We start from the raw sequence: 14,413 nt of genomic DNA, 5'->3' as shown, positions 1-14,413 counted from the left end.
GCATTTAAATCCCTATCGTTTTTATATCCGCATTCACACATATATATTCTGTCTGATAATTTTAAATCCTTTTTTATTTTTCCACATTTATGGCATTTTTTACTGCTAGGATAATATCTGTCTGCTTTTATTAATTTTATTCCATGTTTTTTTGTTTTATATTCCAGTTGTCTGATAATTTCATATAGTTTTGATTGCTGTATTTCTTTAGACAGATGTTTATTTTTCATCATTCCTGATATGTTTAAATCCTCTACAACTATATATTCTGGTTTGGTTTTCACCAGAGACGCTGTGATTTTATGTATATAATCATTGCGGATATTTTTTAACCTTATATGTATTTTCCTTATTTTTGACTCAAGTTTTATTATATTTTTAGTCTTTTGGTAACGGACTTCACCTCCTTTATGTTGAATTTTGTTTTGTTCGTATTTCCTTGATATTTGTCTTTGTAATCTTTTTAAACGCTTTAATATCTTTTTAACTTTATGTTTTTTATTTATATTTTCATATTTTGAACCATTGCTTATAGTTGCTAATGTTTTAATTCCTAAATCTATTCCTATACCTTCTGTATATTTTCCATTATCAACTTCTATATTCTCTGTTTCGAAACTTATACTTAGATACCAATCAATTCCGTCATATGTTACTCTCGGATTATAATATTTGCCCCTTTCTGGTATTTTATCTTTTTCAAACAGTCTTAACCATCCTATTTTTTCTATTAGCACCTTTGTATTTTTAAACTTAATTTTATACGGATCTACATAGAAACTGGGTTTTGATTTTTTCTTTGCCTTAAATTTTGGTTTGTTTGCTAATTTTTTAAAAAATCTTTTATATGCAGCACAAGCATCTTTTATAGCTTGTTTCGTGATATTGTTTGAATATTTATATAGCCAATTATATTCGTTAGTTTGTTTTAATTGTGTTAATTCTTTCCTTATTGCTCTATCTCCAATGATTTTTCCTGTTTCTTTATAGTACTCTTCTATTTTTGCAAGAGCAAAATTATATGCCCATCTTGCTGTCCCTGCTGCAGCCATTAATTTTGTTCGTTCCTTATTATTTACACGCAATTTAATTTTATATGTTTTTATCATTGTTATCTTCTTCTTTTAATTGATGAATTATTTTTTTTGCTTTATGAGCTCTTTTGCCATTTAATTTGCTGCTAAACACAGTTATAATTTGTATCAAATCTTCAGTCAATTCTTCTTCATCTGTTTTTTCTGTGTTATCTATTATTTCAATCGTTACACCGAATTTATTTGCTATATTTTCAATTAGTTCAAATCCAAATCTTAATAATCTGTCTTTATATAAAACAACTATTTTATCAATTTCTTCATTTATTATTTTATCTAATAATTCGTTTAAACCTTTTTTATTATAATTAATCACACTTCCTATATCAGTTATTATTTCAAAAGGTTTTCCTTGGGCAATTAAATATTGTTTCACGTATTCAATTTGCCTTTCTAAATCATTTTTTTGTTTTCTACTACTTACTCTGCAATAACCAATAGTTTTCTTTGTTTTGTTGATGTTGTGTTTTATCTTTAAAAAATCATTTAATTGTTTTTCAGAATAATATCTATGCCCACCTTCAGAAATATGATCCGGCTTAAAAATACCTTTTTCATCCCATATTCTTAATGTTTGCGGTGTTTTGCCTATTAATTTTGCAAATTCTTTAATTCTGTAATATTTCATTTTTTCACCTCTTGTTTTTATTATATCATAAAATTATTCAAAAACAGGAGGTTTTTATAATATTTTTTAATTTAGTTTGAGCTGTTTTTTTTTCCTCCTTAATTTTTGAATTCATATATATATAAAATTTGATTTCCATTTATTATTTTTTTCTTTTTATTAGCTTTTTGTCCAAAAAAATGTTCAAATTTTTCATGCGATGTAATAATAGAATAATCAAAATGTGGGAATTGTTTTTTTAAATATCTCATTTGTTCATAAATCTTTTCAGCATGTATTTTATCTTTAATTCTCAGACCATATGGTGGGTTTGTAATAATATATCCATTATTATAATTTAATTTTATACTTTCCATATTACTTTTTTCGAATTTAATGTATTTATCTAATTTGAAAGTTTGCGCATTTCTTAAAGCTATTTCTATCATTTTATAATTTTTATCAAATCCAAATATTTTTAAATCTGTATATTTTATTGATTCTATAGCCTGTTTTTTTAAAGTTTCGAATTTTTTATTATCAAAATTTTTCCAGGATTCAAAAATAAACCTTCTGTATAACCCAGGTGCGATATTTAAACCATATAAGGCAGCCTCTATTGGTATAGTGCCCGAACCACAAAAAGGATCTATTAACACATCTTTTCTTTTCCATCCAGCTTTTAAAATCATAGCAGCGGCTATTGTTTCTCTTAAAGGAGCTTCACTTACCAATTTTCTATAGCCTCTTTTATGTAAACCCTCACCAGTAGTATCTAAAGCTATTATAACATTATTGCGTTTTAAATAAGCTCTTATTTTATATATTCCATTTTCTTCAGAATATGAATTTATTTTATATTCTTTTTTTAATTTTTCAATTATAGCTTTTTTTAATACAGATTGTATAACAGATTGATTATATAATGTGGATTTTGAAGATCGTACTTTATCAATTATTATCTTCCCATTTTTTGGCAAAAAATGGGATAGCGATAATTTCATAATACCATCATATAATTCATCAAAAGTTTCGGCATGAAATTCACCAACTTTTATAAAAACCCTTTCTGCAGTTCTAAGATTTAGATTTAGATTGTAATAATCAAAATCTTTGCCAGAAAAATGAACCATACCGTCATTTGCGTTTTTTATTTTATAATTCATTTTTTTTAATTCATTTGAAAGTATTTTTTCTAAACCAAGAGCACATAATACTAAATATTCCATATTGGCACCTCTTTTATTAGTAAATGTATAATTATATGCAAACCATAGTTTCTTTTAATTTTATCAAAGGACTTTTTAAGGGATACAGTTTATATTTTCTCGTTTTTATAAATAATTTTTCTAATAGAATTATAACACAATTAACTTCTCATACATAAAAAAAGAAAATGTTATGTGATGATTGTCGGCTTGACCCCCGAAAATTAGACAAAAAATAAGAAAAACTCATTTTTTCACAGAAACGAAAAAATCAGAAAAATTATAAGACGAAATAAAATCATTGAAATTATCATTAAAAAGATAAAAAACGAAATCAGGAGTAAGATACTTTAAAGACCCATAACTGCTTTTCTTTGAAAAGCGAAAAAATAAAATAGTATAATAAATAGATATTACTTATAAACAAACTATATAGTTATTTTAAAATATGAATAACATTAATATTATAAAAATCAAAATTATTTTTTTGCGAAGCAAAAATGATTATAGAAATAAATATAGGACATGTAATAATTATAAACATCATCGATATCGTTAAAAGAAATATATTCAACAAATTCTCTTTGGACAGAAGAATGAAATGATTCAATAAAAGCTTTTCTTGATTTTTAATCAAGAAAAAAATATTAAGAATTAAATTAAAATAAAAAATCCAAAAACCTGCGGAGCATGTTAGGATCATCAATCGATAACAAATCAACGAGTAGTTTTTTAATATACTCATCATAAACCTTTTCACCTTTAGCATTTAAAGAATAACCTTTAAAAAATTTATTTTTTCTATTATAACGATTAACAGTAAAAAACAATTTTGATTTAAAATAAAAAGTGCTACGTTTAATCTTATAACGATTAAGCATTTGGTTTAAATAAACACCATAACTTTTTTAGTTTGAAAACAAACTAAAAAATTATAAAGTTATATTTATTAAAATAGAAAATCAAAACATCATGATGCAAAGCATCATGTAATAAGCAGTAAATCTCCAACAAAAGTTACTTTTTCCATTGATGTTTTTTTTTCAAAAAATTAATTTCATCCTCTTGCATTTTAATAAGAAGTTCTTTTTCAAGAAGAAGACAATCATAACGATTGTTCATAATATTTAAGTTTTTTCTCTAAAGCAACAGAATCATTAGTATTATCTGAACTAGACTTAATAATACCAAAGCATTTTGCTTCGCAAAAATAAGTAGAAAAAAATTAATATATATAATAATATATATAAAAATTTATAAAATAAAAAATCATTCAGCTTGCGCAGCATGATTTAGAAATATCAGAAATCATAGAACTAGGACGACCTTTTTTAGAATGAAACACATTATCGTCATAATTAGAATCTTTATATTTTTTAACCCATCTTTTATCGAAGATAAAAAAGATTTTATATAATTAAAATTTTTACCTATTTCTATTTTGCGAAGCAAAATATGTTAGAGTTAAAGAATCATCGGAAAGATATTCTTTAACTGCTTACAGCAGTTAATAGGATCAATTAAATTTTATAATAAAGAAACATATATTCTTTTCAGCTTTGCTGAAAAAGACAACTTAAATTCTGGTTCATAATTAGTTCGTTTTCTCATTAAAAAACACCACTTTCTTTTTTCAATCTTATGATATCCCTTTCTTATTTTTTGTCCAAATCTTGTAAGGGGTGAATGCGGGAGAGACAATAGAAATATTTTCAGATATAGATACAAAAGTAGAAATGTTAATAAAGGATATTGAGGAGGTTTCAGCTGCTTCAGAGGAAATGAGCTCTAGTATAAGCTAAATGAAACTAAGTATAAGTAATATTTTAAAAGAAAATATAAATTAAATATGATATTTTCGATAAAATAATATATATTAAAGATAAAATTAAGAGAATAAAAATAACTTATATATAGATTGTCTAAAAAGTCTAAAATGAAATGAAGGCTCGAAGATTGCCCTTAAAATTATGAATGAAAGCCGTCAAAAAAACAGGATGTTTTTTTGAGTGAAGCTTTTTCATGGATGAAAAATCTGAACGACGGCTGAGAATGAATAATTTTAAGGATAAGCAATCGAGCTGCCTGAGAGAATTTGACTTTTTAGACATCGTATTATATATAGATCAGATGAAAGTTAGTAGGTTGATATGAGATTTTATTCTATGTGAAATTTAGTTTTGATAAATGAAACAAATTTTTCAGCCAAAATGGGGTCAAACTGAGACCCCTTATTTTTTTTGATTTCAATTATAGCTTCCTCTATACTTAAAGCAAGTTTGTAAGAACGTTTTGTTGTCATAGCATCGAAACTATCGCTTAACATAATTATTCTAGATAGAAAAGGTATATTTTTTTCTCTCAAACCAATGTGTAATATAACGTTTATCTTTTTTAGCCATTAAACCACCAGAGTTAAATTTAGATTTTAAAATTGGAACTTATTTTATATAACTTTTCAGCTAAAGAACTAAGGTCCTGGCTTGTTTTAGTAATTTCTTCTGAACCAATTCGTTCTTGTTCTATTGCTTGTGTGATAGTTTCAATTTTCTCAGATATATTTAGTATATTTTTAGTTACGTTATCAGCAGCTCTAGCCATTTCTTCTGTAGCAGAAGATTGTTCTTCAACAGAAGATGCAATGGTTTCAGTAAATTGTTTAATAGTTTCGATTTTTTCGAAAATGTCATTAAATTTTTTGTTTGCAACTTCAACCGATTGATACATTAAACTTACAACTCTTTTTGCATCGTTTGTTGCAATATTAGCTTCATTTGAGTTTTCTTGTATATCTGATAAAATTTCACTAATTTTATCAGTAGCTTTTCTACTTTCTTCTGCTAATTTTCTAATTTCATCAGCAACAACAGCAAAACCCTTACCAGCTTCTCCTGCACGAGCAGCTTCTATAGCAGCATTTAATGCTAATAAATTTGTTTGTTCTGTAATGTTACTAATAGTATCGACAATTTCACCGATATTGGCAGCTTTTTGAGATAAATTTGCAATAACATTAGAAACATTGGAAGTTTTTTCTTCAACATTTTTCATATTATCAATTATATCATTCATACTCTTTTGCCCTGATGCAGCATTTTCACTAGATTCTATAGTAATATTTAATAAATTTTGAGTTGAAGAGGAGATATTATGAGAATTTGATGCTATTTCTTCTATTCCAGATGAAAGTTCTTCAACATCTGAAGAAAGAACATTAGTATTTTCATTTATAACTTCGGTTTGAGATGAAATTTCTTCGATATTCGCATTATTTTCTTCTGAAATAGCAGCTAAATTTGTTGAAGTGTTATTTAATACCTCGGAAATATCAACTATATCTTTTACTGTTGAATTTAATTTTTCAGTCATTTTATTTAATTCTGTAGAAATAATAGCAAATTCATCATTTCCGGAGGTCTTTGTTTTTACAGTTAAATCACCGTTAGAAATTTTTTCGAAAGCTTGTGTTATTAGTTTAAGTGGTGTTATAAGTTTTTTTGTGAATATTATACTAGCAATTATTGTAATAATCGCTATAAGTAGTGAGGCGATAGACACAAAAATGACAGCTTTTTTCGAATCTTCAGTAACTTCACTATAATCAATCTCACCAATTAATGCCCAATCAATATTATTATATTTAAATGGCATAAAAACACTTAAAACTTTTATGTTTCTATAATCTTTTATGATTGCCCAACCAGATTCATCATTAAGAGCCTTTTTTGCTGAGATGGTATCAACTTTTCTTCTTAATATTGTATTTTTTTCGAACCTTGAATTGCTTCTCATAAGCAAATCATTCCCTACAAGATATGTTTCGCCAGTTTTTCCAAGACCAGTTTTTTCTTGTAAAATAGAATCAATTTTGTCTATTGGTAGTTGGATAACAAAATACCCTATGATTTTTCCATTATCGTATAAAGCTTTACCAACAAAAGAGGCAGGAGTACCATTTGAAGGTGCATAAGGTTTATAATCAACATATTGAACAGAGTTATTATTTTTTTCCTTTAAAATATTTATTAAACTTGTGAGATTTGAATCTTTCAAATTATCGCTAAAAACATTATCTGCAAAATCCCGTTCCTTATAGTAAGTATAGACAATATCACCATCTGTTGAAATCAAAAAAATATCATAAAAATTCTCTATATCTATAAAACGTTTTATTATTGGATGTAGAGTTTTATGCAAATCATCGTAGCTTTTTAATTTAGCCTTTAAATTTGTATCTGATAATTCTACAAGTTTAAATTTTTCTCCTGTTGGATATGGATTTAAATCAATATAAGCAGATTGTAAAATCTTTTTCGAATCACCATAATCATGTTCTAATTCATGAAAGACAATTTCTAATTTTTTTAAATCGGATATTATAATTTTCCTATTAGCATTTAAGTTTAAAAAATTTTCGATGGATTTAAAATATTGATGTAAAGCAATATTAGTTTTATTAATTACAGCTAATAATTTTTCAGAATCGGAATTAAGCAAAGCTTTATTAAATACCATTACAGATATAGAAGTTAATAAAAAAATTGTTAAAATAACTATAGATAAAATTAATGTGAGAAATTTGCCAGTTAATTTCATAAAAAATCCCCCTTATAATTATTTTTTTCACATAAAAGCGATTTAAAAACTACTTAGTAATTATATCATAAATAAAAAGTTGAGTCAACAAATGGAAGAATGAAAACAAGATGTAGTATAGAGTATTTACGGCATAACGAATAATAATTTTATTAAAATTAGATCAATAAAATATAATTAAATAAAAATATTCATATAAAAGATGAGAGAAATTGTTTTTATAATACCCAATAAAAATAAAAAAGTCCAACCTTAGGTTGGACTTTTTTAAGATATTACAATTAATTCTTGATCGCCATCAATACTGTCACCTTTTTTTACAAGGATCTTTTCAACGACACCATCAAAATCACTTAATATTTCATTTTCCATTTTCATTGCTTCTATTACTAATAATTTTTGTCCTTTTTCAACTCTGTTTCCTTCTGCGACATTAATATCAACAACAACGCCAGGTAAAGGAGCTTTTATTACTTTTTGACCTGCTGCTTGAGTAGGAGCAGGTTTTGGTTTTGAAGTTGGTTTTGGTGCAGGAATAGCGACAGGTCTCTGTATTGTTTCTGTTTTTTTGACAGGTGTTGGATTAGCTTGAACAGTAGTTTCAGTTGAAGTGTTAAGCTCTTCAACTTCAACTTCATAAGATTTCCCATTTACTTTAACATTGAATTTTCTAATCATTTTCTCCCTCCTAATCTCTTTGCTCTCCAAATAGTGGTGGATGGCAACATTCCCCACATACTTAGTTTTTTATTTTTATTAATAGGAGCAGGTTTTATATTTTTTATTTTAAACTGCTTCCCATTCATATATACACTAACAGCTCCCATAATAGCTGAAATAACCTCTTCGTTTTCATTAGTTTCCTCAATTCCATTAATTACTTTAAAGTTATTAATAGGCTTTGGGTTAGAATGAGGTATATTAATTTCTCTTTTTACTTTTTTCTCATTTGATGGAGAAATAAATTTAAAAAGTATAAAAAATATACTTAAAATAGATAAAACAGCGAAAACAATAACAATTCCTACAAATGTAATAGATAATACATTACTCATAATCACACCACCAATTATAATGGAATATTTCCGTGTTTTTTAGTTGGCCTTGGTTCTGCCTTAGATTCAGCGATAAACAAAGATTGTATTAATATTTTTCTTGTATCTTTAGGGTCAATAACATCTTCAATATAACCTCTACCTGCAGCAACATATGGATTAGCAAATTCTTTTTTATATTCCTCAATTTTTTCCATTCTTGTTTTTTCTTGATTTTCAGAATTTTTAATTTCTTTTCTGAAAATAATATTAGCAGCACCTTCTGACCCCATAACAGCAATTTCTGCAGTAGGCCATGCAAATACAAAATCTGATCCTATATGTTGTGAAGACATTGCAATGTAAGCTCCGCCATAAGCCTTTCTTAAAATTATAGTTAATTTTGGTACAGTAGCTTCACTGTAAGAATATAATAATTTAGCCCCATGTCTAATAATTCCACCATGTTCTTGATTTACACCTGGCAAGAATCCGGGAGTATCAACAAATGTTATAATAGGAATATTAAAAGCATCACAAAATCTAATAAATCTTGCAGCTTTATCTGATGAGTTAATGTCTAATGCACCAGCTAAGTATTTTGGTTGATTTGCAATTATTCCAACACTTTTTCCGCCAAGTCTTCCAAATCCAACAACGATATTTTGAGCATAATATTTATGTACTTCAAAAAAAGAATCTTTGTCTAAAACTAAATTTAAAATTTCTCTAATGTCATAGCTCTTTTTAGGATTAGGAGATACTATATTATATATTTCATCAGATAAATCAAAATTATTATCAAAATCAATATCTTCAGGTGTTTCTAAATTATTGGAAGGTATGTATGAAAGTATTTTTTTTGCAATATTCATAGCATCTTCATCTGAGTTTGCAACAAAATGAGCAACACCACTTTTGGAATTATGTGCCATTGCACCACCAAGTTGATTTTTGTCCACATCTTCACCGGTAACTGCTTTAATTACCTGTGGGCCAGTTATGAACATCTGTGATGTTTGATCGACCATAATTATGAAGTCAGTAATGGCTGGTGAATATACAGCACCTCCTGCACAAGGACCAGCAATTATTGTGATTTGTGGAATAACTCCAGATGCAATAGTGTTCCTGTAAAATATTCCACCATAACCATATAATGAGTCAACACCTTCCTGTATTCTTGCACCACCAGAATCATTAATTCCAATTAATGGGATACCATATTTCATAGCCATATCCTGAATCTTCATAATTTTTTTTGCATGCATTTCACCTAATGATCCACCCTGAACTGTAAAATCTTGAGAATATACAGCGACTTTTTTTCCATTGATAGTTCCTATGCCAGTAATAACTCCATCATATGGGAATACTTTTTTATCAAGACCAAAGTTGGTACTTCTATGTTTTACAAATAGATCAGTTTCAACAAATGAACCTTCATCCAATAGCAACTCAATTCTTTCTCTGGCGCTTAATTTTCCAAGTTTGTGTTGTTTTTCAATTTTTTCTGCTCCTCCACCTTCAACGAGCTTTTCTTTTCTTTTTAAAAATTCTTCGTAAATCTCTTGAAATTTTTCGTCCATTATTACACTCCTTTCAACTATTATTTATGTTCAACTAATTCAACAAGTACGCCGTTAGTTGTTTTTGGATGTAAAAACACAACTTTTGTATTATGTGCTCCATCTTTAGGTTCGTCACTTAAAGGTTTAAGCCCAAATTCCTTTGCTTTTGTTATCATTTCTGATACGTTTTTTACAGTATAAGCAATATGATGCATACCTTCACCTTTTTTTGCTAAAAAACCTGAAATTTCAGAATTTTCATGTAAAGGTTCGAGTAATTCTATTCTCGTATCTCCAACTTTTATAAATGCAACTTTTAAGCCTCTATCTTCAAGTATTTCTTCTCCAGTTATTTCTAATTCCAACAAATTTTTATATAAATTTAAGGCATTTTCAATTGATTTTACAACAATTCCAATATGGTCAATTTTTTTCATTGTTATTCACCTCGCATATGTATTTCATGATTTTTGCTTTTAAATCAGGCATATTATTAAAATCAAAATTTGATGATTCAATTATACTATCAATATTTCTTATAATCGAACTTCTCACTCTTCTTTTCATTCTTCTTTGCATTCTAAAATCATATTCTCCATTATTTTTTATTTCATTAAAATGGTTATCAATCCAATTAATTGTCTCTTTTATGCCATCATTTCTTATGGCGCTTATTGGAAGTATTACTTTTGATTTAGTTTCACTTTCTAAAGATAATGTATTTTTTAGTTGGAGAATGAATTTATCAGCTTCTGGTAAATCTATTTTATTTACAACATAAGCATCTGCTATTTCCATTATACCAGCTTTGAACATTTGTATTTCATCGCCAGTATTTGGAGATAAAATTAACAATATAGTATCGGCAACAAAAATTACTTCAATTTCTGATTGACCGGCACCAACTGTTTCGATAATGATTTTGTCAAAACCAAAAGATTTCATTACATCTACAATATCATATATTGAATCACACAATCCTCCAACACTTCCTCTTGATGCGACACTTCTTATATATATATTACTTTTTCCGGATAAGTTTCTCATTCTAATTCTATCCCCAAGAAAAGCGCCACCAGAAAAAGGACTTGAAGGATCTACAGCTAAAATGCCAATTTTAAGATTTTTTTTACTCCACTCATTTACCATTTTTGATAATGTTGTACTTTTTCCAGCACCAGGGCTTCCAGTAATGCCGATTATTTGAGTTTCTTTTTTTGGTTTCGGGAGCTGTTCTATTATATCCCAAGCATAATTAATATTGTTTTCAACTAATGATATTATTTGAGCTAGAGCATATTTTTCGCCATTTTTAAATTTTTCTATAATATGATCAAGCTTCTTTTGAAATTGCAATTTCTTTCACCTTGCTAATTATTTTTTCTAAAGGAGTTCCAGGTCCGAAAACTTCTTTTATTCCCATTTTTTTCAATTTTGGAATATCTTCTTCTGGGATAATACCACCTAGGAAGACAGGGATATCAGCCTCTTTGTCTTTTAATAATATTAATATTTTTTCACATAATTTCATATGAGCACCAGATAATATAGATAAACCAATGATATTAACATCTTCTTCTAAAGCTGTATTTACGATATCTTCTGGAGTTTGCCTTATTCCTGTATATATAACTTCCATTCCAGCATCTCTTAAAGCTCTTGCTACAACTTTTGCTCCTCTATCGTGACCATCTAAACCGGGTTTTCCAACCAATACCCTGATTTTTTCCATTATTAGTCCTCCTTATTGATAGATTTAAATATATATAATTATAATATCACAGCTTCATGGTATTCGCCGAAGACATCCCTTAAAACATCAGTTATTTCACCTAAAGTAGCATATGATTTTACAGCGTCTAAAATGTATGGCATAACATTTTCTTTATTTTCAGCAGCATTTTTTAATTTTAAAAGATTTTTCTTTACCAAATCATTATTTCTGTCTTTTCTTAATTTTCTTAATTTTTCTTTTTGTCTTTCTTCGACTTCAGGGTCAACTTTTAATATTGAACCACTTTTTTGCTCTTCTTCAACAGTAAATTTATTTAATCCTACAATAATTTGTTCGTTGTTTTCTATAGCTAATTGAGATTCATATGCTGAATTTAATATTTCTTTTTGTATATATCCATCTTCGATAGCTTTTACCATACCGCCCATTTTTTCAATTTTTTCAATATATTTTAAGGATTTTTCTTCAATATCTTTTGTTAAGGCTTCTATTACATAAGAGCCTGCGAAAGGATCTATAGTTTCTGTAACTCCTGATTCATATGCAATAATTTGTTGTGTTCGCAATGCAATAGTAGCAGATAATTCTGTAGGTAAGCCCAATGCTTCATCATATGAATTGGTATGCAATGATTGTGTTCCGCCTAGAACAGCAGATAATGCTTGTAAAGTTACACGAATAATATTATTTAATGGTTGTTGAGCTGTTAGTGTAGAACCAGCAGTTTGGGTATGGAACTTTAATCTTAATGCGTTAGAATTTGTGACATTAAATTTATTTTTCATTAGCTTAGCCCACAATCTTCTTGCTGCCCTGAATTTAGCAATTTCTTCAATAAAATTGTTGTGAGCATTGAAAAAGAAAGAGAGGTTTTTACCAAATACATTTGGATCTAATCCAGCTTTTATGGCTGCTTCAACATATGCCAAGCCATCAGCGAGTGTAAAAGCGACCTCTTGAACAGCATTTGCACCAGCTTCTCTTATATGATAACCGCTTATACTAATTAAATTAAATTTAGGTAAATTTTTTGAACCATATTCAAAAATGTCAACAATTATTTTCATTGAAGGTTCTGGGGGGAAAACATAGGTTCCTCTTGCGATATATTCTTTTAAAATATCATTTTGTATTGTTCCTCTTAGTTTTTCCTGTGAAACACCTTGTTTTTCAGCTACCGCTATTAACATTGATAATAAAATTGAAGCAGTTGAGTTTATTGTCATGGAAACGCTAACTTTATCAAGTGGAATTCCATTAAATAGTATCTCCATATCTTTTAATGAATCAATAGCAACTCCAACCTTACCGACTTCGCCTTCTGACATAGAATGATCTGAATCATAACCTATTTGTGTTGGTAAGTCAAAAGCAACTGAAAGCCCAGTTTGACCTTGCTCTAATAAGTATTTATATCTTTTATTAGATTCTTCAGCTGTAGCAAATCCAGCATACTGCCTCATTGTCCAAAATCTTCCTCTGTACATTGTTGGTTGAACGCCTCTTGTGTATGGGTATTCTCCTGGGAAACCAATATCTTCTAAATAATTAATATTTTTAATATCTTCTGGTGTATAAAGTCTTTTTAATTCTTCATTATATGTAGTTTTAAATATTTTTTTTCTTTCGGGGAATTTTTCTAATGTTTTTTTTAATTTCTTTTCTTCCCACTCCTGTTTTTTTTCTGATATCTCATTTAAAATTTTATCATTAAACATAAGGCACCTCCATCTATTTATGGGAATTTATGGAAAAAATCACTATATTCAACTGATTATATTTTACAATATTTTTCCTTTTTTTGCTAATGAAAAAAACAGCAATAAATCTTAATTTCAACTGATAATTAAGGATTATCTTCAATATGGTAAGAATAATAAATTGGTATTAACAATAATTATATGATATTATATTATATAGATATTAATTGAAAATTACGGGAGGTTTTTATATGGCTTCTGAAAAGGAAATAGTATATCCCAAATTTATTGATGGTGACATTATTTTTTTTCTGGAACAGGGTGTTACACAAAAGCAACTTTTAGAAGAACTTTCTGAAAATCTGGATAAATTGAGTAACTTTTTTTCGGAAGGTGATGGGTTTTATGTCTTGGTAAAAACTCCAGAAATGTATTCTATTGTGTCTAAAATTGGGAAATTAGCAAAAGAAAAGCATTTGCAATTATCAGGTGTATATTTTGAAGATCTTCCAGAAATGAAAAAGAAAAAACGAGAATTTAGATTAAGTGGAACTAATATTTATAAAAAACATGTAAGATCTGGGCAGATTTTGGATAATCCAGGAGATATAATTATTTTTGGAAATGTAAATCAGGGAGCTGAAATCAGAGCAGGAGGTAGTGTAATAGTTTTTGGTAAGATAAAGGGAACTGTTAGAGTTGGAATGACTCAGCATAAAAATACATTTATCGTAGCTTCTGAAATGGAATCTCCTCTTGTTGAAATATGTGGTATAGTATTAAACAATTATGCTTGGCCATCAGGCCCTGTTTCTATACATTATGATAATGATCAAATAAATGTTGAGCCTATAGAATTATAATGGAG

The 14,413-nt window shown here is 27.8% G+C and carries 13 protein-coding genes; 1 reads left to right on the top strand and 12 read right to left on the bottom strand.

Annotation, left to right across the window (positions count from 1 at the left end):
- The 12 genes from BUA62_RS08715 to BUA62_RS08665 form a co-directional block, all read right to left on the bottom strand.
- A partial coding sequence (locus BUA62_RS08715; RefSeq protein ID WP_072865174.1) for an RNA-guided endonuclease InsQ/TnpB family protein occupies positions 1-1,109 on the bottom strand: 1,109 nt, incomplete at its 3' end.
- Entirely contained in the window at positions 1,093-1,722 is a 630-nt protein-coding gene (locus tag BUA62_RS08710) for an IS607 family transposase (RefSeq protein WP_072865495.1), read from the bottom strand. The genes BUA62_RS08710 and BUA62_RS08715, both read right to left, overlap by 17 nt.
- A 98-nt stretch (positions 1,723-1,820) precedes the next feature.
- Positions 1,821-2,930 (bottom strand): THUMP domain-containing class I SAM-dependent RNA methyltransferase, encoded by a 1,110-nt coding sequence (locus BUA62_RS08705; protein WP_072865493.1) that lies wholly within the window; start codon positions 2,928-2,930, stop codon positions 1,821-1,823.
- A gap of 2,137 nt (positions 2,931-5,067) precedes the next feature.
- On the bottom strand, positions 5,068-5,274 hold the full coding sequence (locus BUA62_RS11940; protein WP_407656634.1) for an HD-GYP domain-containing protein: 207 nt from the start codon (positions 5,272-5,274) through the stop codon (positions 5,068-5,070).
- Between the two features lie 56 nt (positions 5,275-5,330).
- Positions 5,331-7,505 carry a methyl-accepting chemotaxis protein gene (locus tag BUA62_RS08700; RefSeq protein WP_072865491.1) on the bottom strand — a complete coding sequence of 725 codons (2,175 nt, stop codon included), beginning with the start codon at positions 7,503-7,505 and terminating at the stop codon, positions 5,331-5,333.
- Positions 7,506-7,772: 267 nt separating this feature from the next.
- A complete protein-coding gene (locus BUA62_RS08695; RefSeq protein WP_084670764.1) occupies positions 7,773-8,183 on the bottom strand; it encodes a biotin/lipoyl-containing protein in 411 nt (136 codons plus the stop codon).
- Positions 8,180-8,560, bottom strand: a complete 381-nt coding sequence (locus tag BUA62_RS08690) for an OadG family protein (protein WP_072865488.1) — start codon at positions 8,558-8,560, stop codon at positions 8,180-8,182. Before BUA62_RS08690 ends, BUA62_RS08695 begins: the two co-directional genes overlap by 4 nt.
- 14 nt (positions 8,561-8,574) lie before the next feature.
- Positions 8,575-10,128: an acyl-CoA carboxylase subunit beta gene (locus BUA62_RS08685; RefSeq protein ID WP_072865486.1), complete on the bottom strand. Its 1,554-nt coding sequence runs from the start codon at positions 10,126-10,128 to the stop codon at positions 8,575-8,577.
- Between the two features lie 20 nt (positions 10,129-10,148).
- Complete coding sequence (gene mce, locus BUA62_RS08680) at positions 10,149-10,553, bottom strand: methylmalonyl-CoA epimerase (RefSeq protein ID WP_143148358.1); 405 nt, start codon at positions 10,551-10,553, stop codon at positions 10,149-10,151.
- Positions 10,534-11,466, bottom strand: a complete 933-nt coding sequence (gene meaB, locus BUA62_RS08675; protein WP_084670763.1) for a methylmalonyl Co-A mutase-associated GTPase MeaB — start codon at positions 11,464-11,466, stop codon at positions 10,534-10,536. The genes mce and meaB overlap by 20 nt, the downstream gene beginning before the upstream one ends.
- Entirely contained in the window at positions 11,444-11,842 is a 399-nt protein-coding gene (locus BUA62_RS08670) for a cobalamin B12-binding domain-containing protein (RefSeq protein ID WP_200782390.1), read from the bottom strand. Before BUA62_RS08670 ends, meaB begins: the two co-directional genes overlap by 23 nt.
- A gap of 38 nt (positions 11,843-11,880) precedes the next feature.
- Positions 11,881-13,563, bottom strand: a complete 1,683-nt coding sequence (locus BUA62_RS08665; RefSeq protein ID WP_072865480.1) for an acyl-CoA mutase large subunit family protein — start codon at positions 13,561-13,563, stop codon at positions 11,881-11,883.
- Between the two features lie 233 nt (positions 13,564-13,796).
- On the opposite strand from BUA62_RS08665, the gene BUA62_RS08660 reads away from it, so the two are divergent.
- Positions 13,797-14,408, top strand: a complete 612-nt coding sequence (locus BUA62_RS08660) for a septum site-determining protein MinC (RefSeq protein WP_072865479.1) — start codon at positions 13,797-13,799, stop codon at positions 14,406-14,408.
- The last annotated feature ends 5 nt before the right edge of the window (positions 14,409-14,413 follow it).

Source organism: Marinitoga hydrogenitolerans DSM 16785, assembly GCF_900129175.1.
Classification (GTDB): domain Bacteria; phylum Thermotogota; class Thermotogae; order Petrotogales; family Petrotogaceae; genus Marinitoga; species Marinitoga hydrogenitolerans.
This window is presented reverse-complemented; position numbering and strand designations above follow the sequence as displayed.